Here is a 24,822-nt window from a genome sequence, read left to right on the forward strand (position 1 = left end):
TCCCTACCTCTATTCATATATAGCATTTCTATATTGTAAACAAAAAAGAGGGGATTGTCCCCCTCTTCTTTTAATTTTTCTTTAAAAGAGTTGCTCCTGCAATCCCTGGGTGTGTCATTTCGAATGGATCTAGAATTAACTCTAATTCTTCTTGTGACAATACACCATTTTTCACACATAGTTCTCGAACGGATTGCCCTGTCGCAATTGCTTCTTTCGCAACGCGAGCTGCTGCTTCATAGCCGATATGAGGGTTCACGGCTGTAATAATTCCTACACTCTTCTCAACGTACTCTTTTAAGCGATCTTCATTCGCTTCAATTCCTTTTAAGCAATTATCTGTAAAGGCACGGAAACCGTTATTCATAATGCTAATAGATTGAAGTAAGTTGAAAACAAGTACTGGTTCCATAACATTTAATTCTAATTGTCCTGCTTCTGAAGCAAGGCAAATTGTATGGTCGTTACCAATTACTTGGAACGCAATTTGATTAATTACTTCTGGCATAACAGGGTTTACTTTCCCTGGCATAATAGATGAACCTGGTTGACGAGCTGGTAGCATAATTTCCGCTAATCCAACGCGTGGACCTGATGCCATTAGGCGAAGGTCGTTCGCAATTTTAGACATGTTCATCATACATACTTTAAGTGCTGCAGATACTTCAGTGTACGCATCCGTATTTTGAGTTGCATCTACTAAATCTTCTGCACCAACAAGTGGTAGTTCACTAATTGTAGCTAAATGTTTTACAACTGCTTCAATATATTCTGGATCTGCATTTAAGCCTGTACCAACTGCAGTTGCTCCCATATTTACTTCATATAAATGTTGACGTGATTGCTTGATACGTTTCATGTCACGTTCAAGTACGCGGGAGTATGCTTTAAATTCTTGTCCAAGACGAATTGGCACAGCATCTTGTAAATGTGTACGACCCATTTTAATAACATGATCGAACTGTTCTGCTTTTAATTCAAATACATCATGCATATAACCCATTGTTTGTAATAAGCCTTCTAATGCATTTAATGTTGCAATATGAATCGCTGTTGGGAATGCATCGTTTGTTGATTGTGCCATATTTACATGACTGTTCGGACTAATATAATCATAGTCTCCCTTTTCCATTCCTAATAATTCAAGGGCACGATTGGCAATGACTTCATTTGCGTTCATATTCATTGAAGTTCCTGCACCACCTTGAATTGGATCAACGATGAAATGATCATGCCATTTCCCCTCAAGGATTTCTTGTGATGCTTCTGCGATAGCACCACCCTTTTTCAATTCCAATCTTCCTACATCTGCATTAGCAAGTGCTGCCGCTTTTTTTACAATTGCTAACGCTTTAATTAAACCTTCATGGACTTTGTATCCTGTAATCGGGAAATTCTCCACTGCACGCATTGTTTGTACACCGTAGTACGCATAATTTGGTACTTCTTTTTCACCTAAAAAATCTTTTTCAATTCGTACTCCATTTTTAACTTCAGTTAATGTTGCCATGATTACTCACTCCTTAACAATCTCTTACGCTGCTTTTGTTTGTTTGACCGTTTCTACATATTGTTTTGCTTTCTCATCATCGAATTCGCCTTCCCACTTCGACATAACAATGGCAGCTAATGCATTTCCTAATACATTGACAGCTGAGCGAATCATATCTAAAATGCGGTCAATTCCCGCAATTAATGCGATGCCTTCTAGCGGTAAGCCCATTGATCCTAACGTCGCTAATACAACAACGAATGATGCACCCGGAACTCCCGCCATACCTTTGGATGTTAACATGAGAACGAATAATAGCGTTATTTGCTCCGTCAGTGACATGTGTACACCGTACATTTGTGCAACAAACAATGCCGCTAACGCTTGATAAATAGCTGATCCAGTCAAGTTAAATGTATAACCTGTCGGAATTACGAAAGAGGCAACTGCCTTTGGACAACCGAACTCTTCCATTTTTCTCATTATATTAGGTAAAACAGCTTCTGAACTTGCTGTCGTAAATGAAAGAATAAGTTCTTCTTTTAAAATTTTCATTAATGTAAAAATATTTACTCCAACCATTCGCGCATTAATACCTAATACAATCACAACGAATAGTATAACAGTTACGTATACAGCTAGCACTAGTTTTCCTAAAGGAAGTAGTGTTGCTACACCAAATTTTGCAACCGTAACAGCAATTAATGCGAATACACCAAATGGTGCGAATTTCATCACTTGATTTGTAACCCAGAACATCGCTTCGAGCACACCTTCAAAAAAGTTAAAAACAGGCTTTCCTTTTTCTCCGATTGCTGCAACTCCTAAACCGAATAGTACTGAGAAGAATATAATCGGTAATAAGTCACCTTGTGTAATAGACTCAAATATATTTTTCGGTACAATATGAACAATCGTTTCTGCAAAGCCTTTCTTCTCTGTTGCATCTGCTGTTTGTTTATAAGAAGAAATATCACTTTGCTGTAAATTACTCATATCAACGCCAGTACCTGGTTGGAATATATTTGCTGCAAGTAATCCCATTAAAATAGCAATCGTCGTAATAATTTCGAAATAAAGAATTGTCTTACCGCCCAGTTTCCCAAGCTTTTTCATATCACCTACACCAGCTACCGCAACAATTAATGCTGAAATAACAATCGGTACTACAATCATTTTAATTAAATGAATAAATATATCCCCAACTGGTGTGATATAAGAAATCGCCGTTTTATTGCCATAAAAGATTGCCCCTACTACAATCCCTAAAACAAGTGCGACAAAAATTTGTGTTGCCAATCCGAATTTTTTCATTTATGTTCATCCCCTTTTATGCGAACGCTTTCATTTCGTATTTATAAAAGCTTACTCACACATCATATAGGCGAACCTACAAAATCATACAAAAACCTACAAGTTCGTCACAAAAAATTCAAATTTATTTCTTATAATATTCATTGACACTTTTTTATAAAAAAGAAATAAAATAACCTTGATAAAACATCAGATTATTTCGTATAATCTAAAAGATATACGTATTCTAAATAAATGGGGATGAAAAGGAGTGGATGTTATGAAAAATCACGTGAAGAAGTTCATCATATCTATTTCTTTTCTATTTCATTTTCTTACGAAGGAACAAAGGCATTCGCCTTTGTTCCTTTTTTATTGCAATCTATATAGGGGGAATTGTTATGAAACCATATAAACGCGTCCTAATTAAACTAAGTGGCGGCGCACTTGCTGATCAATCTGGAAATAGCTTTAACTCCAAACGATTAGAACATATCGCAAACGAAATAATATCCATTATTGACCTAGATATCGAAGTATCCATTGTCATCGGCGGCGGTAACATTTTCAGAGGTCATCTAGCTGAAGAATGGGGAATTGATCGTGTAGAAGCTGATAATATCGGTACGCTAGGTACGATTATTAACAGCTTAATGCTTCGTGGCGTTTTAACAAGTAAAACAGATAGAGAAGTACGCGTTATGACTTCCATCCCTTTTAATGCAGTAGCTGAACCATATATTCGCCTACGTGCAGTACATCATTTAGATAACGGTTATGTTGTCATATTCGGTGGTGGTAACGGGCAACCATTCGTTACAACAGATTACCCAAGTGTACAAAGAGCCATTGAAATGAATAGCGACGCCATTTTAGTCGCAAAACAAGGAGTAGACGGTGTCTTTACAAGTGATCCGAAACATAACAAATCAGCGAAAATGTACAGTAAACTGAACTATAACGATATTGTTAGGCAAAACATACAAGTAATGGATCAAGCAGCTTTATTGCTTGCTCGAGATTATAATTTACCGGCACACGTCTTTAACTTTGATGAGCCTGGTGTTATGAAAAGAATTTGTTTAGGTGAACATGTTGGGACGTTGATTAATGATGATGTTTCGATGCTTGTGCATGAAAAATAGTTATTCCCATCAAAAAAGGGTGTCCTTTATAGACACCCTTTCTTCCTTAATTATTATAAATAAAAATCAACTAATCCCGCCAACCTCTCCTTAAAACGCTCCCAAAAAGATAAGTTATCAAAAAACTCTTTCGTCATTTCTTTCGAATCATGAAAATCTTGTGTTAACGCCGCATTCACTTCTGATACGATAGATCCACCATGAATATACAAATTCATCTCATCATTAATATAGAAACTACGTGCAGTAAAGTTTGTTGTACCGATAACAGTTAGTTCATTATCAATCAGCATTAACTTTCCATGAAACATACCTTTTTTATAACCATATACCGTAATCCCGTTATTAACAGCTTGACGAATATAAGGATACGCTGCCTCTTTAATAAGAGGAATATCTGGTTTATATGACCATAGTATTTTTACTGTAACACCACGTTTTTGCGCTCCAATTAAAGCATTCATTAATTCTTTATTTTTCGCTATAAAATAAGGTGTTGTAATTACAATTGAATGTTTCGCTTGTTTTATTAACTTTATATATTTTTCAGCGACGTGATGTCCATTGTAGCTAACCATCGTATGTAATGTATTCCCTTTACTCGCTTTATTCGTACTTCTTTTTATATGTTCTTTCGTATCTCGTTTCCAATCTAAAGCGAATTGCTCTTCTAAATCTTTTGCTCCTTCTCCTCTAAGCCGCACATGATAGTCACGCCAATATCCAAATCGCTTATCTTTCCCTAAGTACTCATCCCCCATATTAAAGCCACCCGTATAGCCAATCTCCCCATCAATCGTCGTAATACGACGATGATTACGATGGTGAAGTGAATAAAATCCAAATGGCAATTCCGGTTTTCTACTATATGTAAAATGAACACCACTTTCCCGCAATTCATTTTTCATCTTTCTTTCAAATGATAAATCATTAATTAAATCAACCGATAAATATACGTTTATTCCTTCTTTCGCCTTCTCCTTTAATAAGTTTAAAAAAGTATGGCTACTTTTATCATCCGATAAAATATAAAAATAAGTGTAAATAGATCGCTTCGCTTCTCTTATATCAGTAAACAACTGTTTATAAAACGACTTCCCTTCCACATATAATTGAAAGTCACTATAATGAGGCGCATACTCTGTCGGCATATTTTTCCCGGCTTCCATTTTCCTTCCGAGCGTAACGTCAATATGCATCCAAATTAAAATAACAACGAAAATAGCAATAATAATAGAAGTGACTCGCAATATTTTTTTAATCATTTTGATTTCCTTCCACTCATATTACTTACTATTTCGTAGTGTTTCATTAAAGTATGTTTTCATACAAAATGTATTTCTTACTTTTTGTCGGATGTTAAAAACTTAAAGGAGAGCAGACTATGAAAAGAGCAAAAACTCCTATTATTTTTATCCCAGGTCTTTTCGGTTCAATGAGTAATATTATTATTCCTGGTACCGGTAATTGGAACTTTGGGCTTTCTTCGTTTATTTATGAACCATTCATTATGATGTTAGAAAGTATCGGCTATGAACGAAATAAAAACTTGTTTATCTGTTTTTATGACTGGCGTCAGCGTATTGCTTTTTCCACTCAAAAATATTTATTAAAAACAATTGCCTATGTTAAAGAATTTACAGGGTGCGATAAACTAAATTTAGTTTGTCATAGTATGGGTGGACTTCTTGCACGTTCTTACGTTCAAAGTGAAGAATATGAAAATGATGTGGAGCAACTTATTATACTTTGTACACCAAACGCTGGATCTCCCCCCAATTATAGTTATTGGACTGGAGGTAGTCTCCCAGTACATGCATCTTCTAAAATAAATATTGTTCGTTCCTATATGGAACAGTACATACACTACTTAAGTACCTTGTATAAAATGAATAAAGTCGAAGCGATACACCGTTACTTTCCAGGATTACAAGATGTTATTCCTTGTAAAGATTATGGAAATTATTTATTTATAAGATCAGGCTCTTCTATTACATTTCTTCCTTATAGTAAGATGCAAATGAAAAACCCTTTCCTCGATACATTAAATGAAAATAGATTTATTATACAGAAAAGAAATATTAAAACTACACTTATTGCAGGAGATGGAGTAGAAACGATTCAATATTTACAAGTCGTCCCTTCACATTCAAAACTAGAATGGACAGACGGAAAAGTCGTCGGTGATATACTTACAAAACATGGTGACGGTAACGCTGTTCTACATAGCGTTTTTCTTCTAGAAGGAAATAAATATGTTGTGCATGCTTCACATAACGAAGTGCTCTACAAAAGCATTCCTATATTACAAAAGATACTTTAAATTACGAATACAAAAAAGGTGTGGCATTGCGCCACACCTTTTCATTAAATGAAGTTCCTCGCATCATTATTTCTTCCAAACTTATAAATAGCAATTAAGAAGAATGCTATCGCGAAAGCGAATAAAATTAAAATATTTAAATACAACTCAGAAAATGGAATGCCTTGCTGTAGTTTTGAAATCGTATCTAGTAACCAACGCTGCGGAAGGAAATCAGCTACTTTTTGTACTGCTTTCGGCATAATGTCGTACGGGAAATAACATCCAGCAAGTAAACATGTTGGTACTATTACTATATTTTGCATTGCATTTGAAGCAGTTGAACTTTTTGAAAAAGACACAATGACTAATGATAAACCAATTGCAATTAAAGCGAATATCATAAGCACACCAATCATAACTATGAAAGGCATATTTATAGTTGTGTGAAAAACATTCGTCATAAAGAATACTGCAATTACAATTTGTACTGTTAATATCATCATATTTACTGCGACATTAGATAATATAAATTTCTTTCCGTCAATCGGCGTTGATAATAATCTAAAATACGTTCTGTTCTCTTTTTCTTTTAAAATAAATCCTGATAAGTTCACTGCTGAAAATAACATAAACATAATAAGATAACCCATCGTTTGATTTGTCATATCTTTATTTTTTGAAGTATCTTCAAGTGTCTCAGACTTTACTTTAAATGAACTTTTTTGATAACCCGCGTACATACTATTAAACGTACTTTGATCGGCCCCTGCCACTTTACTAATTGCAGCGATGTTATCAACATAGTTATATAAATACGATTTTATAAATCCTGTTACTTGATCGCCTTTAATCGATGAAATCTCAATATGACTCGGTTTCCCTTCTCGAACACTTTCAGAAAAACCAGACTGTAATGTAATAACACCATCAAGTTTTTTTGAAGTGAGTTTATCTTCCACTTCAGATTCCTTAATTTTACTAACATTTACATGATTGAGTCCTTCTAAAAATTTCACTGTATCATTTGCGATAGGTTGATTTTCTTTATTTATAACCCCAATATTTAACGTTCCTTGCCCTACATTCCCATATATCGAAAAGGAAATGAGCGTTCCTATTATCGGCAAGCTAATAATAATGAGTAACCCCTTTTTATTTTTCAGAAGCACAGATAACGTTTTTTGTATGAGCCATAAAATATCTTTCATACTATAGCCCCTCCCGTCTACGTAATGCAATAATCGCAATTAATAAGAAGATTGCTGAAATCCCAAGATTTAAAGATATTACCGGCAGTGCCGCTCCTACATCATTTGCATAAATAATTTTCATAATAGCTGTGTTTGCCCACGTTAATGGTGATAAATTCGTAACGGAATTTTCTTCCACTACGAAATACGCACCACCAAAAATAGACGCTAATTGCACAACAACCATAATAATCGCTCTAGATGCCTCACCTGTTTTTGTAATATATCCGATTCCTAAACCGAAGCTAATTGCTAAAAAGACTTCTGTTAGTAAAATAATAAATATGATTCCAATATGGTCGCCCCAATTCGCTTGAAAAACAAATTTACTAAATAAAACGACAAGTAATAGACAAAGTGCATTCGCTACAAGACTACCGAGCACTTTCCCAATGAAAATTTCAGCCTTACTTATAGGTGCTGCAATTAAACGATCTCCTGTTTTACGTATTCGTTCTCCTCGAATTAAAAAACTCGCCCCCATTGCAGCGTACAGTGCAATCATCGTCGTCATTACAACCGCATAGTAATCCATAGAACCTGGTTTTTTAGCAGCTTGTAAAGATGTTTCTTTAATATAATCATTATGATTTCCGTTTGAAATAACTGCGCTAACCTTACTCGGATCTACTTTTGCAACTTCGGCCACTACGTTGTACTTATCAACAAATGTTGTAAGCATGCCTTCCACAATACTTCCCTCAATACTACTTTTGTCACTTCCATAAAATTTTGCACCATCTTTATTTAACTCTACATAAGCAGCATATTTATTTTGCTTCACTTCTTCTTTCCCATCTATACCTTCGGAAGCTTTTTTAAAATGAATACCTGATTTATCGACTTCTTTCGTAAATGCTTCAAATGATTGAGAAAACGTGCTACTTGCTTCATCTTTATATAGCACTTGTATATCCTTAAACGATTGACTATCGCTATTAAATGCATTCGTTAACGCTGTTCCTAACACAAGCATAAGTACAATCGGAAATGCTAACATAAAAACTAAAGTTCTTACGTCCCTGAAATCTCTTTTAATGTGCATCACTGCAATGTTAAAGATGTTCAATTGATGAACCTCCCTTTACCTTTTCTTCATTTACCTTTATTTATCTCGTAAGTTTCTTCCAGTTAACGTAAGAAATACTGTTTCTAAGTTTGGAGCCTGCTCCTCTAACGAACGAATTTCAATGTCATGATTAATGAAATGCTGAATAATTTTATTTAAATTATTTAATCCTGCATCCGAGTTTACCTTGATTACGTTCTCTTCAATTTGAACAGCTTTCACACCATTTATCTCTTTTAAATTTTCTACATCTAAATTTTCTACTGACTTTACTTCAATCCAAATATCTTTCGTATCTGTAATAATTGCTTTTAACTGTTCTTTCGTTCCTTCTGCAATTACTTTACCGTGATCGACAATTGCTATTTTCGTACAAATCTCTTCTACTTCTTCCATGTAGTGACTCGTATAAATAATCGTACTTCCCATTTCATTTAATTTTCGGACAGACTGAAGAATGTAGTTCCTTGACTGCGGATCAATTCCAACTGTCGGTTCATCCATAATAATTAACTTCGGTCTATGAGCGATTGCACAAGCGATATTCAGTCTTCGTTTCATCCCGCCAGAAAAGTTTTTCGGATAACTTTTATGTTTATCACTAAGGCCTACAAATTGAAGTGCTTCCTCTACTCTCGCTTTTAGCTCGGCTCCTCGTAATCCATACAATCCAGCAAAGAATTTCACATTTTCATAGGCAGTTAACTCTTCATAAATCGCAATATCTTGCGGAACGATACCGATATTCATTTTCGCAAATCGATTATGTTTCTTTATATTTTTTCCTAATATGCTAATTTCACCTTCATTACTTCTTAACAAACCAGCAATCATATTAATCGTTGTACTTTTACCAGCACCATTTGATCCTAAAAAGCCAAATATCTCTCCTTCTTTAATAGATAAAGACATATTATCTACTGCGATGAAGTCACCAAATTTTTTCGTTAAATTTTTAATTTCCAATGTATTCATCATTTCACCCCTATTTCGGTTTCTCTGCTTTTATTATAAACAAAAAGAATGAACCTGCTCAGTGCAGAAGTTCACCCTTTTCACATGAGATTATTCACTTTTTTCATATGAGATGATTCATCCTCGTCTCATCCTCTTATATCGGCAATAACATTGTTACTGAAAAACCACTTGTTCCATCTACAATAATTTTCCCGTTTACTGATGCTGTTCGCTCCTCCATTCCCATAATACCGAGGCCTTTCTTAACAAGAGCTGCCCCTTTACCATTATCCTTCACTTGTACTTTCACCATCTTGTTCAGTACATGAATATCTATTGAAATGACTGTCGCATCAGCATATTTCATCGCGTTTGTTAATGCCTCCGTAACATTTTCACCAATAATCTTCCACTGAATCGGTGAAATCATATCTAAATTCCCTTTATATACGAAAGGAATATTTATATCATGCTTACCGGCAAATTCCTCTATGAATAATTTCATACGATGAATACCAATTTGCTCAGTTGGTGGCTTCATATTTTTTAATGTAATCCGAATGCTTTCAATTCCATCTTTTGAAATATGAATTGCATTTTGTAATAACTCAGCAGATTTCACTTTATCTATTTCCATTAATCTCTTCGCTGCTTCCATTTGAATTAGTGCACCTGTCATTGAGTGACCGATTTTATCATGAATTTCTTGAGATAGTCGATTTCTTTCCTCTAATTTAAATGTGTATTCAGATTGCCTTATGTAATCTTTATTTTCATTTAAGCTTTTCGTAAGTCTTTGTATGTCTTTTCTCATTTTATCATTTTGCATTTCTAGTTTTAATAATCGTGCTATATAGCGGTGAGCTATCGTTAAGGAAAAAAAACAAAATGCACTAATAAGTCCATACGTCATTTGAATACCTTCACCTATAAAAATAATAGGAAGAATCATAATGAAAAAGATTAACCATTTCTTTTTTATGTAATAATTTGCAATTTCATATAAGTTCAAAGGTAAAAACAAAATAAAAAATGGATGAACCTTCCATGTAAATAACATAACTACGCCAATTGACACACAAGTTAATATGTTTTTGTACGTATCTTTTTTAAATATAGAGATCAACACATTGACAGAAAGATATAAAAGCAAAGTAAGTATAATCCACGGTAAGTTCGTAACATTTAAATGAATGTAGCTAAACACTATATATAAAAAGACAATAAGTTTACTTACAGTTAACCAAAATTCCATAACATTAATCTACTTTCCCTGTTAAGTAATAAATCGCAATTTGTGTGCGATGTTCTAGTCCAGTTTTCCCTAAAACTGATGTAATATAATTTGCAATCGTTCCTTCAGATATGAAAAGTTGCTTCGAAATTTCTTTATTTGAGAAACCTTTCGCAATTAATGCGATAATACTAAGCTCTCTTTCTGTAAAAAGACTCTTATCAATTTTAGATTCTTCCTCTTTACTTTCCATTAAATTAGACTTAATTTTATCAAGCACTACATCTTGCATAACAGTTTGACCGTTATAAACTCCTTTTATCGCATCACGAATACGCTCAGGATCATTATTTTTTAACAAATAACCTTTCGCTCCGTTTTTTACTGCATCCAAAATATATTCATCATCATCAAACGTCGTTAAAATGAGAGGCTTCGTTTTTGTCTCTTCACAAATTAACTTCGTCGCCTCTACCCCGTTCATGTTTGGCATACGAACATCTAAAAGCGCGATATCAACTTCATACTTTTTACAATACGCTACAGCCTCTTTCCCATCATTTACAGTATCTAATACTTCAAACTCTTCGTATGTATTTAAAATAATTTTCATGCCTTCTCTAATAAAAGAATTATCGTCCGCTATTAATATTTTAATTTTCATGTTTGTTAGTATGGACCTTCCCCTACTAACATTCACATCCTTTCTCTGTGTAACATTTTCTTCTTGCTCATTATATACTTCTCTTTACCATTTTTTCACACCTTTTTCATATAGCCCTCCTGCTAAAAATATATTATTCTTTTTTTATAACATGTGTAGGGTGACTTATCATTTCTTACGTCTATATAATAGAATGCGTCAAAAAGGAGGGAGAGACCGATTGAGGAAAAACAATTAGTTGAAAAAGCACAACAAGGAAGCGAACATGCTTTTCGTATCCTTGTACAAACATATCGTCATTATATTTTTCAAGTTATCTTTTCTATTTTAAGACATGAAGAAGATGCTAAAGATGTTACACAAGAAGTATTCGTAAAAATTCACGCCTCTCTCCCAAATTATCAATTTCGCGGATTAAAAACGTGGATGGCACGTATTGCCACCAATCACGCTATTGATTATAAGAGAAAAAAAGCTAGAGAAAACGAAGAACTCTCCTTATGTAAAGAAACTGCGGAAAATATAAAATCCTCTCATAATATTGAGGCTTTATTATTGACGAAAGAGCAAAAATTACTCATTGCTCAAAAACTGCGAGAACTTCCCGACAATTACCGTGACGTCGTTCTCGCACATTACTTAGAAGAAAAAAGTTATCAAGAAATTGCTTTGCAAGAAAATATTGAAGTGAAAACAGTCGAAATGAAACTGTATCGGGCAAGAAAATGGATTAAAAAACATTGGAAGGAGGAAGAGTTTCTATGATGCATTATTCAAAAGAAGATTGGCGCAATTATACATTAGATGTTATATCAAACAATGAACGTGAATCTATGGAAGAACATCTTTATGAATGTGATCATTGTTTAGCACTTTATATGGAAAGTATTGATGAACAACATGAAAACCTTCCAATGATAAATGATGATTCATTTACGAACGAAGTTATGACGCAAATTAATTTTGAAACACTACAATCTAATGAAAATATAAAAACAAACTCACTAAAGCGCACAATTATTCACTACATAATTGCGACTGCGGCTACAATTATTTTTATGGTAAGTGGTTTATTCCAGTATATTTTCACAGCGACATCAAATTTCGAGAAATCTTCAAAACATAACGAGTCTTCTATCTCACAACAAATTGTAAACAAATCGGTAGACACATCAAAAAAGGACGGAGGTTCAAAGCATGAATAAAAATCCCTTTTTAGCACTTGTGTTAGGGCTAATTCCTGGGCTTGGACATTTATATTTAAAGAAATTTGGACGATTTATTTTATATAGCGGCGGGGCTTTATTTCTATTTATCCTTGCAGCATTTTGTACAATAGCATTAGGAGCGCGTGATATTGCTTTTCTTTCTCTATTTTTACTAGTCGTGTTATGGGCGATCAATTTATTAGATTTAGTTATCACTATTATTAATCAATCGAAAAAACAAGCAGCCGGAGAATTTACAGAGTCCTCTAAAGAAAGCGAACGATTTTATATCATTCTTCTATCAATCATTCCTGGGCTTGGTCATTTTCAATTAGGACTTATGCAACGCGGACTTACATTTTTAGTCGCTTGCACAGGAATCGGAAGTATGATTATATTCGTTGCACTCTTAACATCTCAAGGAAGTTTCCTTATCTTTCTTATTACATTACCTGTTTTATGGATTTATAATTTCTTCGATGTTGTTCAACAACTACAGAAAAAAGAACGCGGCGAGCAATTAGTGGATCGTACTATTTTTGAAGAATTTGAAGAGCACCGAGAACAAGGAAAGAAAAATAAAACATTCGCTTCCATTTTAGCAATGTTTCCTGGAGCAGGACATATGTATTTAGGCTTACAGCGCCGTGGTCTTCAGCTTATGGCAGCCTTTTTACTATCTATTTATTTGCTCGACTTATTAAGACTTTCTGCGTTTTTATTTTTAGTACCAATCATTTGGTTCTATAGCTTTTTTGATGCGTTACAGCAAACTGCAAAATACGGAAAAGAACGTGTAAATGACGAACCTATCATTGACTATTTTATAAATCATCAAAGATGGATCGGTATTGGGTTAATTACACTCGGTGGTTACTATTTATTAGATCAAACAGTCCTTCCTATTTTGAATGACTATTTTGCAACTATATTTAATATTCATCTTAGCGAACTATATTATCGCTATTTCCAGACATCTATCGTTGCTCTCCTTTTAATTGGTGGCGGCTTTAAATTGTTACTTGGAAATAAAGAAAACAAAGGTGGTACAAACGAATGAGAACATGGCGCGTTGGAACATTCTCAATGGGGCTCTCCATTATTACATTAGGTTGCTTTTTACTATTTTCAGTCGTAAAAGGAGTTCAAGCATTAGATACATTAACAGCCTGGTGGCCTGTTTTACTTATCATACTTGGCGCTGAAATTTTACTATACCTTCTATTTTCTAAGAAGGAACATTCATTTATTAAATATGATATTTTTAGTATTTTCTTTATCGGAGTTTTAGGAAGTGTTGGAATTGCTTTTTACTGCTTATTATCAACTGGATTGCTAGAAGAAGTTCGTCATTCTATTAACACAACTAGGCAAACGAGTAATATTCCAGACGGACAACTTGATATACCTGAATCTATCAAAAAAATCGTAGTGGATGCGGGGCATCACCCACTAACGATAGAGGGAAATAATACAAATCAAATTCATCTTTTTGGAACATATGAAATGACGACAAAGGCAAATGAAAAACCTAATTTAAAACAAGAGGATTTCCTTTCAGTTCAAACGGCTGGAGAAACGATGTATATAACGTTAAAACCATTACCGGTTCAGCATACGTTTTTTAACTTCGCACCACAGGTGAAACAAACACTCGTTCTTCCGCAAAATAAAAATGTAGAGATCCGCGCTTCGAATAACGAACTATCTCTTTATCCAGGTCAATTACAAAATAATTGGTTTGTACAAAACAGTTCAAACGTATCTGTTCATTTAACTAAAGAAAGTGATGTTTCTTTAACAGCCGTAACAAATCAAAAAGAAACTCACGGAAACACACCTTGGGAACAAGTAGAAAATTTAGCGAAAAAAGAAAATAATTCTTCAGAAGAAAATCCAGAATTAAATGGGCAAGAACATTGGTATAAAAACTCGATAAAAACAGGAAATGGAACGTACAAATTAAATATTGAGAAAGCTTATAATTTAAATATGAGCGTTATCGAAAAATAAGAAACCTTCCACAATTGTGGAAGGTTTTTCTCATATAATCGCTTTTATTCCTTCTAAAATTAATCCAATCATAAAACCACAAACAGCCCCGTTCACACGAATCCACTGCAAATCTTTACCGACATTATTTTCAATCATTTCGATTAATGTTTTATCATCTAACTTATCAAGGTTTTCTTGCACAAGCTTTCCAATTTTCGAATGATTCTTTTCAACAATAGTAACAACTTGTTTTTGTAACCAATCTTCTATTTTTTGAACAGTCAATTCGTCTTCTTTTATTTTATTCATTTGTGTTTGTAAGAATGGAACAACATATTTATCAGCAAATTCTTCATTCTTCACAAAAGTAACTGCCCTACTCTGTACTTGCTCTAGCATCTCTTTTATTTTGTCAGTAGCATCCCAATTTGCAATCCATTTTTCTTTCCACTTCTCTAATTCCTGTAATAAAGATTCATTTTCTTTTACATTTATAATCTCTTGACGAATTTTCGCTAATATAAGTTGCCTTGTGCTATTATCTGCATCTTGTAAGCTGTTAATATTGCTAATGATAAACTTCTGCAAAATGCCGCCGATTTTATCCTCATCAACAATATTCATAAACGATTTCAAAGTAAACTGTAGGAATCCATCTACTTTTATGTTTTCCATCGCCTTCATGCCTAAGCTTCCGAGCTGATAACGTGCTTCATCTTGAGCTGTCCAATCTTTCACTTTTACTAATATGTAATCAAGTGTTTTTTCATCATATTCTTGCACTACTAATTGATCCACGAGAACTTGTAATATGTTACTTGTATTAATTGTATGCAAATACGTTTTTAATTCTTTTTCAATAATAACTGCTAATTTTTCCGTATCTATTTGAAGAATCGCTTTCTCAGCAATTGTTACAATCCCTTTTTTCACAGCGTCAGACTGTAACTCTTTCTCAGCAATTTGCAGTACCGTTTGTGCTAGCTGCATTTCTTTTACTTTACTTGTAATACTTTCTTTCGTCAGCCATTCATTTTCTAACGTAGAAACGAGACCCTTTGTTACCCGCTTACGATTTTTCGGTAATAATGCTGTATGTGGAATTGGAATTCCCAACGGATGACGGAATAAAGCTGTAACCGCAAACCAATCCGCAAGTCCACCAACTAACCCAGCTTCAAATCCCCCTTGAATAATCTCCCCAGCTACCGTTCCTTGAAAAGGGATGGAAGCCGCAAAACCTACGCCCATAACCCCAAGCGAAATACCCGCTATATATTTAGTCTGTAATGACATCGTATACACATCCTCTTATTATGTAAAATAAAGCTTTTTGTTATTTTTATTCGATATTAGCAATCCTTTATATCTATACTATAAAGAACTAGTGCGAAAATAACAAAGAATTTTATGTACATGAAAAAAATGAGGCTGTAAATAGCCTCATTTTTATTTACACGTTAATTCCAAACCTTTCTTATAATACCCATTCATCACGTCTTCCGGAACCATACTCCCACCAGTTCCCCACACAATATGAGTACCTTTCTTCACCTTCTCTGTTAACTGTTGTTTTTGTAAATACTCATTTTCAGCTTTACATACATTCAACGGCCCTATCATACCCGCTAATGCAGAAGGCTCTAAATAAATATTTTCAGTATCAGCCAGTTCTTTTAATAATCTATATAACTCCTCATCACTTACTGTGTAATTTCCACTCAAAAATGGTTCCATCGTTTTACCGACAAATCCAGATGGTCTTCCTACCGCAAGTCCATCCGCATCAGTTACATTATCAATCCCGATATCTTGAACGGCGATTTTATCGTGAAGCCCTGTCATTAAACCGAGTAACATACATGGAGAGTGCGTAGGCTCCGCAAAGAAACAGTGTACGTTGTCTTTATACAATAACTTTAAACCAAATGCTACTCCGCCAGGTCCGCCCCCTACTCCGCACGGAAGATAAACGAATAAAGGGTGCTCTTCATCTACTACAATCTCTAACTCTTCTAATTGTTTTTGTAAACGTGACGCTGCTACTGCGTATCCTAAAAATAAATCATGCGAGTTTTCATCATCAACAAAATAACAGCTAGGATCTGCATCTGCTTGCAGTCTTCCTTCTTCTACTGCTTTACTATAATCAGCTTCATATTCAATAACGTTTACACCTTTACTTCTTAATAAATCTTTTTTCCATTCTTTTGCGTCTGCTGACATATGGACTGTCACATTGAAACCTAATTTCGCACTCATAATACCGATGCTAAGCCCTAAATTTCCAGTAGAACCTACTGCAATTGAATACTTCGCAAAAAAATCTCTAAATCTATCACTATCTAAAATTGAATAATCATCTTTCCCTGTTAACATTCCATGCTGAAGTGCCAGTTGCTCTGCATGTTTCAGCACTTCGTATATTCCGCCTCTAGCTTTTATTGATCCTGATATCGGAAGCCCGCTATCACATTTTAATAGTAATTCCCCTAAAATAGGTTTCCCATAACTTTTCTCTAAAGATTGTTTCATAGAAGAGATTTTCACTAAAGGTGATTCTATAATACCGCCTGTTTCTTTCGTTTCAGGAAATACTTTCGCAATATATGGTGCAAAACGCTTTAATCTCTCTTCCGCGTCTTTTACATGTTCTTCATTAAGTGGCGAATTTTTTATTGCTGTTTCATACTTTTCCATATTCGGGTTTATCCAAAATACTTCTTCTGTTGCGATTAAGTTATTTACTAGTGGATATTGCTCTTTTAATGCCTCTATCTCCTTCATTCCTCTTCCTCCTCATATCCTTGTAGATAGCCATATAATAAATTATAATTAAATTAATTTTAATATAGTTTAACATAAATAATTCATTTTAGTTAATTTCAATTTAATTTATTTAAATACAATTTAATAATTATTAAGGAGCATTTATTATGGAAAATATAGATATTGGTAAAAAGATTGAAAAACAAAGAAAAGAAAAAGGATTAACTAGTAAAGAATTAGCAAAGATGGCCGAAATCACACCATCAATGCTTAGTCAAATTGAACGTGGTTCTGCTAACCCTTCTATTCAAACATTAAAGGTACTTGCAAAAGCTCTTGATGTTCCAACATTTAGTTTTTTACTTGAAGAAAATAATACAGACGATTTAATTGTACGTTCTCATAAAAGAAAAAAAATGATTATCGATAATTTATCATATGAATTGTTATCACCTGATTTCACAGGAAATTTAGCAACAGCAATTATGACTATCCCACCAAATACTGCTTCATCAGAAAATGTTCTAGAACATAAAGGTGAAGAATTAGCATTTGTATTAGACGGAAAAATCACATTGCACTTAAATGAAGAAGAATACACATTAGAAACTGGTGATAGCGTAAAAATACCAGCTTATTTAAAACATAAATGGGTAAATCAATTCGAGAAAAATGCGATTGTTTTATTTTCTGTTACTCCGCCGATTTTTTAATTCATATGATGATACAAAAGTAGCCATGCTCTCCGTGCATGGCTACTTTTATTTTTTTGGTACTAACGAAATCCCTAGACTAATAACACAAAAACTGAGTATTTGCTGTATTGAAAGACCAAATAGAACTGAATTTTGTTCACTAATAAGTGAAATAATGATATGAGCAATTCCCTCGCAAATTAGAAAAAAGCTTATATTCTTTCCATTTCCTAATCTTTCATTTTTAATCCATAACGAGCCAATTATACCGAGTGCGAGTATAATCTCATACATGAAAATAGGATGATACAAAAATTTTGATTCATATATTTTCATCCCCCACGGCAGTGTCGTTTGTGCACCTACTTCTTGATGGAATATAAAATAAAAGATTATACTCACGCAAAATCCAAAAGGTAATGTATCAAGTAAAATCCGAAGAGAAAATTGCTCTTTTTTACTTTTCCAAACAATATATATACTCGCAATTACGCACCCTACTATAATATGCTGAATACTTCCTACAGCTAATAATGCTGGCATTGGCGCCCCAATGGCCCATACCGGATTTAAAATTGCCGGTGCGAATTTCCATTCTAATACAATGATAAGAAAGCCATTCGTTACTGCATCCATCATTTTTTCATATTGAATATTTTGCTTTTTCATCCTTAGTTTCATTAGAGTAAATCCAAATAAACTTCCTATTATAAGAGAAACGGGTTGTAACCTCACCATCCACTCCATCACTATGAAATCCCCTCTTAATTCTCAATTATTTTCTTAAACTTCTCTTCTAATTGATCTGGAGGTAATACACCTCGTGCATGATCTACAATAATTCCATCTTTATTAACAAAAAATGTCGTTGGTAAAGAAAATACTTTATAATCTATTCCAGCTACTCCGTCCATATCTAATAGAACAGGAAATTTAAATCCGTGACGATCTGCAAATGCGCTCGCTTCTTGTACTGGATCCCCGATTGTTGCATTTACCGCAAAGATTTCAACATCCTCCTTATATTTATCATACAAACGAACTAGATCAGGAGCCTCCATTTCACATGGACCACACCATGATGCCCAAAAATTAATAACATATGGTTTTCCCTTTGCATCATTTAACGAATAAAGCTTCCCGTCCAATCCTTTTAATGTTATGTTCGGCGCTTTAAATCCCACTTGTGGTAATACTTCCTTCTCTTGTAACTCCGCTTGTTTCGCTTTTCTTTCTTTTTCTTCTTTCTTAGTATTATAAAAGTTAACTCCTGCCCAAATTAGTGCCCCAGCTAGTATAATAGCAATTAGTTTCTTCACTTTTCTTCCTCCTCATTTCTAAAATCCCGTAAATCCGCCGAATAGACGAATAAAGAACGCTGTAATTTTCGTCATTTGATTTGTATATAATAAAACCCCTGTTAAAATCATCATTCCACCGCCGATTTTCATCATGACATTGGCATAAGTAACAATCCATTTTACCTTTCCAATAAAAAATGCCATCACGAAAAACGGAACTGCAAAGCCAAGAGTATATGCCGTAATATAAAGAAGCGCACTTTCAGGATTGGTCGCCCCGAGCATAAGCACTGCAGAAAATATCGGACCAACACACGGTGTCCATCCTGCTGCATATGTCATGCCGACCAAAACTGAGCGAATATATCCTGTCGATTTACTTCTATACTGCACTTTTTTCTCTGCCATAAGCCACTTAGGCTGAAACAATCCAGTCATAAATAACCCCATCAAAACAATAAAAACCCCACCAATTTGCTGAATCAATCTTTGATTAGATGAAAAAGTAATCCCAATCCAACTCACCGATAAACCTAACGCATAAAATATAACCGAGAAACCGATCATAAAAAATACTGTATGTATAATCGCTGACTTTTGCATAATCCCACGATTTTCTTTTAAATCTTGAATAGACACACCTGTAATATATGATAAATAAGATGGATATAGCGGTAAAGAACATGGTGATATAAATGAAAGTATCCCAGCCCCTACTACTAGCCAAATTGTTAAATCCGCCGCATTCATTTTATCCCTCCTAAACACACTACAATGCGTAGTGTTAATTATTAAAAAAAAGAGGCTATATGCACTCTCCGACAATAAGTACAATCGACATACAAAATAGCCCTAACGTTACATATACTGAATTTGTATGTACTGGCATATTCAGCTTAACAACTTTCTCATTCAACACTTGCTCAATTCGTAAATTAATTGCGGTTTTCGCAAACGACGCTGTAATACATTGATTTTCCATCGTCTTTATTTTAATTAACTTTAATAATGCACTACCTAGCTCAAATGAAGATTTCATTTTTTGCATCGCATATTTATCTGCTGATAGCTCTTGATATACATGATAACGCTGCAACATCCCTTTTAATATAGGAATATACATCATTCCCTCAGCTAACAATGTAAAGAAAAATAACTTTAATGGATCTCGATTTTTTTGATGATATTCCTCATGTAATACAATCGCATCAATTTCTTCCTCAGAAAATGCCTGAAACATTCCTTCTGAAATGACAATTTTCGGTCGAAATAATCCAATTGTAAATGCCGTAATCTGTAACGTTGATAATACGTACACTTGCTTTCCTTTTCTAGTAATAGACACGAGATTTCTTTTCAATCTTTTACTATAAAAAAATTGCTTCCAAATTCTTTTACTCATAATGATTACAGTAAATAACAGTAATCCGGCTATCATTATACGAAGTATTGATAGTTCCCTCATATGTTTTTGTAATTCAAATAAACAAAATTGAGAAAGGAAAAATGCTTTATTTTGAAAAAGAAATGGGTATGTAACGTAGTATACTAACATGCTTAAAAAAAGCACACTAATAGTCACTGCTAACAAAACGATTTTACGCATTTGCCACTTCATTTTATCGGTCCTCTTTTTTTAGCCGACTTAATTTCTCTTCTAATTTTTTTATTAAAGATGGATCAACTTGTTCTAACTCATCTATCATATGGTTCACAACAAGATCTCCAAATTCACCCATTAATTCCTGTGTCATTTTCTTCGTTTGATTAGATAAAAATTCTTCCTTCGTTTGTGTAGTACGATACATACCACTTCTTTTCACAATATGCTTTTCTAAATGTGCTTTCTCTACTAATCTGTTCATAACTGTCATTACAGTATTAAAATTCACCGGGGATTCTTCACTTAATCTCTGTTGCACATCTTTAATGGTAATACCCTCAGTAGCCCAAACAATTTCCATTATTTTCGCTTCAAGCGGTCCGAAAAAGTGATTTAACCCTTGCTCATTTAACTTGTAGTTTTGAGTAAACATCGTATGGCCCCTTTCACACTACAGATTGTAGTATAAAATATATAGAAGGTCAAACATAAATGATATTAACTGATACTTAAATGAATCCTAATCTCCACTAATTAGTTATCTGTACCACGTTCGATTCATTGTAAACCTAACTTCTCTCCAAATGTATCATAGAGATAATATTCTAATATTTGCACACTAAATTTCTCATTACGCCCAAGTGCAAATAATTCCCGATCTTTAGCTACGATAGTATCTAATGGAATCACCACATTATCCACTATTTTTGTAATTTCAATTATATTACTTTCTACGTTTACTTCTGTTTTAAATTCAATATTTTCTAATACTATATGTGAACGTCTTCCTGATGCAAAAAAAGTAAAGTTAGGGTTTTTAAAAATTCCAATTTCACTCTCTAACGGATATAAATATTTATAAATTATATCTCTGTGTCCATCTTTTATTATTTTTTCATCTTTTTCATCATCTAAATATTCTTTCACCTTCGCTGCGAACTCAAATCGAAAATCCACTCTTTCACGCTCCCTCTTTTTAGTCTACGCTAATAAATATATTAATATAATTTAACTATATTATAAAATAAGTTCCTATAAAAAGTAAAAAACACTTTTGTAAAAATTTTGGTATTCCCTGTACTTTTTAAATATAAATACTCTTTCAACATTCATTAGTACGTCGTTATATTCATTTAAACATATTGTCCCCATATTTTGAAACAATATTTTCCAGTATTATATATCAATAAAGTGAAACTTTAATCAATGGGGATTTTGTTCATCCCCCATTGATTATTAGCCCACACCAATCGGGCGTTTACGGGCAGCAGGGCTCCCACCTAACTGCTTTGCTCCAATCGAATTTTGAGGCGCCCGCAAATAGCGGGATAAACTGCTTCTAATTCCTTTCTATCCACAGCTATCGACTCCTTATGCTATTTCAATATATTGTTCACTTTATTTCCCCTTATTCATTAAATCACAGAAGGAATGTAACTCCCCACTATCGAATTTTTACATAACAAATATTATTAGGTGGTGCTTTACTATGAAATTAGCTGTCATTGGTGGCGGTGATTTACAAGATCCAAATCACTTGCATATTAATGAACGACTTATAGAATTAACGAATAAACAATACCCAAAAGTATTATTCATTCCTACAGCTAGTCGTGATGATGAAGGATATATAAAGTTATTTTTAGCAACATTTGAAAAGCAATTACATTGTGAAGTTCAAATTTTACGCATTTCAACCGAAACACCTACTAAATATGAAATAGATGAGATGATTCATTCTGCCGATTTAATTTACCTTGGCGGTGGAAATTACGTTCACATGCTTGAACAATGGAAAGAACATAAACTAGATGAAAAGTTACTATTTGCTTTAAAACGTGGAACACTTATTGCAGGATATAGTGCCGGTGCTATGTGCTGGTTCACATCTAGCATTCGTTCAGATTATGAAGGTTCCGGTTATATAGAAAGTAGTGGCTGGGGTATTGTTAACAAAAGATTTTGCCCCCATTACAATCAATTAAATAGAATGAATGCCTTCCATACGTTTTTACAAACTCACCAAGGTAATATAGAAGGTATTGCATTAGAGGATAATTGCGCTTTATATATTACAGAAGGTTCATTTGAAATTATCGGTGAGCCAGATACAGCTTGGGAGTTTTATATGAATAATGGAGAACTCATTAGACAACATTTTGACATAACTTTAAAAAGTTATTTATAAGTATTCATAAAAAAATGTCCCTAAGTATAATGACTTAGGGACATTTTCATCTTTTAACTCACTAATCGTGTAATTCGTTTCTTCTGCCATGAAAGCTTATAATATGCATACTGTAATATTAAGCTGACGATGAATGCAGCTGGATACCCAATCCATATCCCTTCTATTCCAAGGCTCGTATGGTAAGAAAGATAATACGCCACAGGTACTTCAACAAGCCAAATTGATACAACACTGATTACAGTTGGCCATAATACAGTACCACTTGCTCGCATTGTCGCACTAATAATTTGTGCATGACCGAAAATTAAGTAGCTCCATAATGTAATCATGATTAGACTATGAGCAATGTCAATTGTATTTTGACTTGTTAAAAATAGTGCTAAAATATCTCTTGAGAACAAGTAAATAAGAGATATTAATACACCACCAATGATATAATTCATAATAATTCCGGCCTTAACAACTTTCTGTAATCGATCAAATTGGTTCGCACCAATTGATTGCGCTGCAAAAATTGATACGGTAATGCCGAGGCTAACCGCTGGCATTTGTACATAACTTGCAACTTGGTTCACAACACCATACGCCGCTGTTGCATCTGAACCGTACCGATTTACAAATGCGATTACCGCGATCTCTGATAATGAAACTAATATCATATTAATACTCGCTGGAATACCGAGGCGTAACAATAATTTTAATAACTCCCAGTCCATACGAAGATATTTTCTTACTGTCCCGTCTAATTGTAGTGGATGATTTTTCTTCTTTAAATACACTAGCATGACAATAAACGTAATAACTGTAGATATAACTGAAGCATAGGCTGCTCCGTAAACATCTAATTTCGGAGCTCCTAACCAGCCAAAAATAAGAATTGGTAATAAAATCATATTTAGCGCTGTACTTACGATTAAAAAGTAAAATGGCGTTTTTGAATCTCCTGTACCTCTCATAAATGTTGTATATGCAAAATATAAGAATAACACTGGCATAGATATAAATAAAATTCTTGCGTAATGCACACTTATTTCAATAATATTTTCTGGCGTTCCCATAAGACGCATAATATCCATCGCAAAAATACTACCTATTATCGCCAACACGACTCCGATAATAAAAGTAAACGTAAGCGTCGTACCAACGATAGCTTTTAAGCGCTCCTCATTTTTAGCACCAAATGCCTGACCAATTAAAATTGAACTACCAGAACCAATTCCAATTACAAATGAAACGAGTAGGAAAAATAACGGGAAAAATGCCGATATAGCTGCTAGATCATTTACGCCAAGCCATCTTCCTACTACTACCATTCCAAATAACTGTCCAACTGATTGTAATACATTACTTAAAAGTAACGGCACTAAAAACATGGACATCGATTTCCATATCGGCTTATGTTCTGTTTCTGACTTCTGTGACTCTACACCTTCTTTATTGTTATCTGTAGGTGGTTTCAAATTTCATTTCTCCTTTTATTTAAAATCTGCACAGTTAAATCCGTGCTCAAATAGTTGTAATTACTCCAACCATTTCTATACTGTTTGCTCGTCAAAGTAATTGCCTCTTCCACTCACTATTTTCAAATTCATCATAGAACTTTAACATATTTTTCGTATCTGTAATCCTCTATCTCTTTGTATAGTTATTT

General features: G+C 33.9%; 25 protein-coding genes. 8 read left to right on the top strand and 17 right to left on the bottom strand.

Translation table 11 applies throughout. The annotated features are described in order from the left end of the window. Window positions 1-70 precede the first annotated feature (70 nt). Both aspA and AC1DS7_RS07975 read right to left on the bottom strand, forming a co-directional pair. Window positions 71-1,510 carry an aspartate ammonia-lyase gene (gene aspA, locus AC1DS7_RS07970; protein ID WP_002012229.1) on the bottom strand — a complete coding sequence of 480 codons (1,440 nt, stop codon included), beginning with the start codon at window positions 1,508-1,510 and terminating at the stop codon, window positions 71-73. Between the two features lie 24 nt (window positions 1,511-1,534). Further along, on the bottom strand, window positions 1,535-2,806 hold the full coding sequence (locus tag AC1DS7_RS07975; RefSeq protein ID WP_002012230.1) for a cation:dicarboxylate symporter family transporter: 1,272 nt from the start codon (window positions 2,804-2,806) through the stop codon (window positions 1,535-1,537). A gap of 380 nt (window positions 2,807-3,186) precedes the next feature. Between AC1DS7_RS07975 and pyrH the strand changes: the two genes are divergently transcribed. Further along, on the top strand, window positions 3,187-3,930 hold the full coding sequence (gene pyrH / locus AC1DS7_RS07980; protein WP_002012233.1) for a UMP kinase: 744 nt from the start codon (window positions 3,187-3,189) through the stop codon (window positions 3,928-3,930). Window positions 3,931-3,983: 53 nt separating this feature from the next. Here pyrH and cls read toward each other — a convergent pair whose 3' ends face one another. Beyond that, window positions 3,984-5,195 (bottom strand): cardiolipin synthase, encoded by a 1,212-nt coding sequence (gene cls / locus AC1DS7_RS07985; RefSeq protein WP_012260712.1) that lies wholly within the window; start codon window positions 5,193-5,195, stop codon window positions 3,984-3,986. A 119-nt stretch (window positions 5,196-5,314) separates the two neighbouring features. On the opposite strand from cls, the gene AC1DS7_RS07990 reads away from it, so the two are divergent. Further along, on the top strand, window positions 5,315-6,253 hold the full coding sequence (locus AC1DS7_RS07990) for an esterase/lipase family protein (protein WP_215588921.1): 939 nt from the start codon (window positions 5,315-5,317) through the stop codon (window positions 6,251-6,253). A 44-nt stretch (window positions 6,254-6,297) separates the two neighbouring features. Here the strand turns inward: AC1DS7_RS07990 and AC1DS7_RS07995 are convergent, their stop codons facing one another. From AC1DS7_RS07995 to AC1DS7_RS08015, 5 genes are all read right to left on the bottom strand, one after another. Beyond that, complete coding sequence (locus AC1DS7_RS07995) at window positions 6,298-7,443, bottom strand: ABC transporter permease (protein ID WP_002086373.1); 1,146 nt, start codon at window positions 7,441-7,443, stop codon at window positions 6,298-6,300. Between the two features lies 1 nt (window position 7,444). Further along, complete coding sequence (locus AC1DS7_RS08000; RefSeq protein WP_002086376.1) at window positions 7,445-8,554, bottom strand: ABC transporter permease; 1,110 nt, start codon at window positions 8,552-8,554, stop codon at window positions 7,445-7,447. 36 nt (window positions 8,555-8,590) lie between these two features. Next, the gene (locus tag AC1DS7_RS08005) at window positions 8,591-9,529 is read right to left on the bottom strand and encodes an ABC transporter ATP-binding protein (RefSeq protein WP_002086377.1); all 939 of its coding nucleotides are present in this window, start codon (window positions 9,527-9,529) and stop codon (window positions 8,591-8,593) included. A 136-nt stretch (window positions 9,530-9,665) separates the two neighbouring features. Further along, window positions 9,666-10,766, bottom strand: coding sequence for a sensor histidine kinase (locus tag AC1DS7_RS08010; RefSeq protein ID WP_002031110.1), 1,101 nt, complete (start codon window positions 10,764-10,766; stop codon window positions 9,666-9,668). Between the two features lie 4 nt (window positions 10,767-10,770). Beyond that, window positions 10,771-11,409, bottom strand: coding sequence for a response regulator transcription factor (locus tag AC1DS7_RS08015; protein WP_002012250.1), 639 nt, complete (start codon window positions 11,407-11,409; stop codon window positions 10,771-10,773). A 276-nt stretch (window positions 11,410-11,685) separates the two neighbouring features. Between AC1DS7_RS08015 and AC1DS7_RS08020 the strand changes: the two genes are divergently transcribed. Genes AC1DS7_RS08020 through exsE form a run of 4 tightly spaced genes read left to right on the top strand, consistent with a single transcriptional unit; the run spans window position 11,686 to window position 14,630 of the window. Continuing rightward, the gene (locus tag AC1DS7_RS08020) at window positions 11,686-12,174 is read left to right on the top strand and encodes an RNA polymerase sigma factor (RefSeq protein ID WP_080019334.1); all 489 of its coding nucleotides are present in this window, start codon (window positions 11,686-11,688) and stop codon (window positions 12,172-12,174) included. Then, entirely contained in the window at window positions 12,171-12,614 is a 444-nt protein-coding gene (locus AC1DS7_RS08025; RefSeq protein ID WP_002086380.1) for a hypothetical protein, read from the top strand. Before AC1DS7_RS08020 ends, AC1DS7_RS08025 begins: the two co-directional genes overlap by 4 nt. Further along, complete coding sequence (locus tag AC1DS7_RS08030; RefSeq protein ID WP_002086382.1) at window positions 12,607-13,677, top strand: hypothetical protein; 1,071 nt, start codon at window positions 12,607-12,609, stop codon at window positions 13,675-13,677. The genes AC1DS7_RS08025 and AC1DS7_RS08030 overlap by 8 nt, the downstream gene beginning before the upstream one ends. Then, on the top strand, window positions 13,674-14,630 hold the full coding sequence (gene exsE, locus AC1DS7_RS08035) for an exosporium protein ExsE (RefSeq protein WP_476998901.1): 957 nt from the start codon (window positions 13,674-13,676) through the stop codon (window positions 14,628-14,630). The genes AC1DS7_RS08030 and exsE overlap by 4 nt, the downstream gene beginning before the upstream one ends. A gap of 30 nt (window positions 14,631-14,660) precedes the next feature. Here the strand turns inward: exsE and AC1DS7_RS08040 are convergent, their stop codons facing one another. Both AC1DS7_RS08040 and AC1DS7_RS08045 read right to left on the bottom strand, forming a co-directional pair. Then, window positions 14,661-15,908, bottom strand: coding sequence for a DUF445 domain-containing protein (locus AC1DS7_RS08040; RefSeq protein WP_002189122.1), 1,248 nt, complete (start codon window positions 15,906-15,908; stop codon window positions 14,661-14,663). A gap of 153 nt (window positions 15,909-16,061) precedes the next feature. After that, complete coding sequence (locus tag AC1DS7_RS08045; protein WP_476998902.1) at window positions 16,062-17,399, bottom strand: D-serine ammonia-lyase; 1,338 nt, start codon at window positions 17,397-17,399, stop codon at window positions 16,062-16,064. Window positions 17,400-17,548: 149 nt separating this feature from the next. Here AC1DS7_RS08045 and AC1DS7_RS08050 point away from each other — a divergent pair, with 149 nt between their 5' ends. Beyond that, on the top strand, window positions 17,549-18,094 hold the full coding sequence (locus tag AC1DS7_RS08050) for a helix-turn-helix domain-containing protein (RefSeq protein ID WP_002012259.1): 546 nt from the start codon (window positions 17,549-17,551) through the stop codon (window positions 18,092-18,094). A 48-nt stretch (window positions 18,095-18,142) separates the two neighbouring features. Here AC1DS7_RS08050 and AC1DS7_RS08055 read toward each other — a convergent pair whose 3' ends face one another. The 6 genes from AC1DS7_RS08055 to AC1DS7_RS08080 all read right to left on the bottom strand — a co-directional run bounded on the left by AC1DS7_RS08055 (window position 18,143) and on the right by AC1DS7_RS08080 (window position 21,937). After that, a complete protein-coding gene (locus AC1DS7_RS08055; RefSeq protein ID WP_476998903.1) occupies window positions 18,143-18,823 on the bottom strand; it encodes a prolipoprotein diacylglyceryl transferase family protein in 681 nt (226 codons plus the stop codon). Window positions 18,824-18,840: 17 nt separating this feature from the next. Further along, entirely contained in the window at window positions 18,841-19,395 is a 555-nt protein-coding gene (locus AC1DS7_RS08060; protein ID WP_002031090.1) for a TlpA family protein disulfide reductase, read from the bottom strand. Window positions 19,396-19,413: 18 nt separating this feature from the next. Continuing rightward, window positions 19,414-20,127 (bottom strand): cytochrome c-type biogenesis protein CcdA, encoded by a 714-nt coding sequence (gene ccdA, locus AC1DS7_RS08065; protein ID WP_002031088.1) that lies wholly within the window; start codon window positions 20,125-20,127, stop codon window positions 19,414-19,416. Window positions 20,128-20,182: 55 nt separating this feature from the next. Continuing rightward, window positions 20,183-20,995, bottom strand: coding sequence for a M56 family metallopeptidase (locus tag AC1DS7_RS08070; RefSeq protein ID WP_113769396.1), 813 nt, complete (start codon window positions 20,993-20,995; stop codon window positions 20,183-20,185). A gap of 1 nt (window position 20,996) precedes the next feature. Then, window positions 20,997-21,413 (bottom strand): BlaI/MecI/CopY family transcriptional regulator, encoded by a 417-nt coding sequence (locus AC1DS7_RS08075; protein WP_476998904.1) that lies wholly within the window; start codon window positions 21,411-21,413, stop codon window positions 20,997-20,999. A 125-nt stretch (window positions 21,414-21,538) separates the two neighbouring features. Continuing rightward, a complete protein-coding gene (locus AC1DS7_RS08080; RefSeq protein WP_002031084.1) occupies window positions 21,539-21,937 on the bottom strand; it encodes a DUF3942 family protein in 399 nt (132 codons plus the stop codon). A 532-nt stretch (window positions 21,938-22,469) separates the two neighbouring features. On the opposite strand from AC1DS7_RS08080, the gene AC1DS7_RS08085 reads away from it, so the two are divergent. Continuing rightward, window positions 22,470-23,168 carry a peptidase E gene (locus AC1DS7_RS08085; RefSeq protein WP_002031081.1) on the top strand — a complete coding sequence of 233 codons (699 nt, stop codon included), beginning with the start codon at window positions 22,470-22,472 and terminating at the stop codon, window positions 23,166-23,168. A 53-nt stretch (window positions 23,169-23,221) separates the two neighbouring features. Here the strand turns inward: AC1DS7_RS08085 and AC1DS7_RS08090 are convergent, their stop codons facing one another. Then, a complete protein-coding gene (locus AC1DS7_RS08090) occupies window positions 23,222-24,631 on the bottom strand; it encodes an MATE family efflux transporter (RefSeq protein ID WP_002086395.1) in 1,410 nt (469 codons plus the stop codon). Window positions 24,632-24,822: the final 191 nt, after the last annotated feature.

The organism is Bacillus sp. P4_E1, assembly GCF_056401715.1.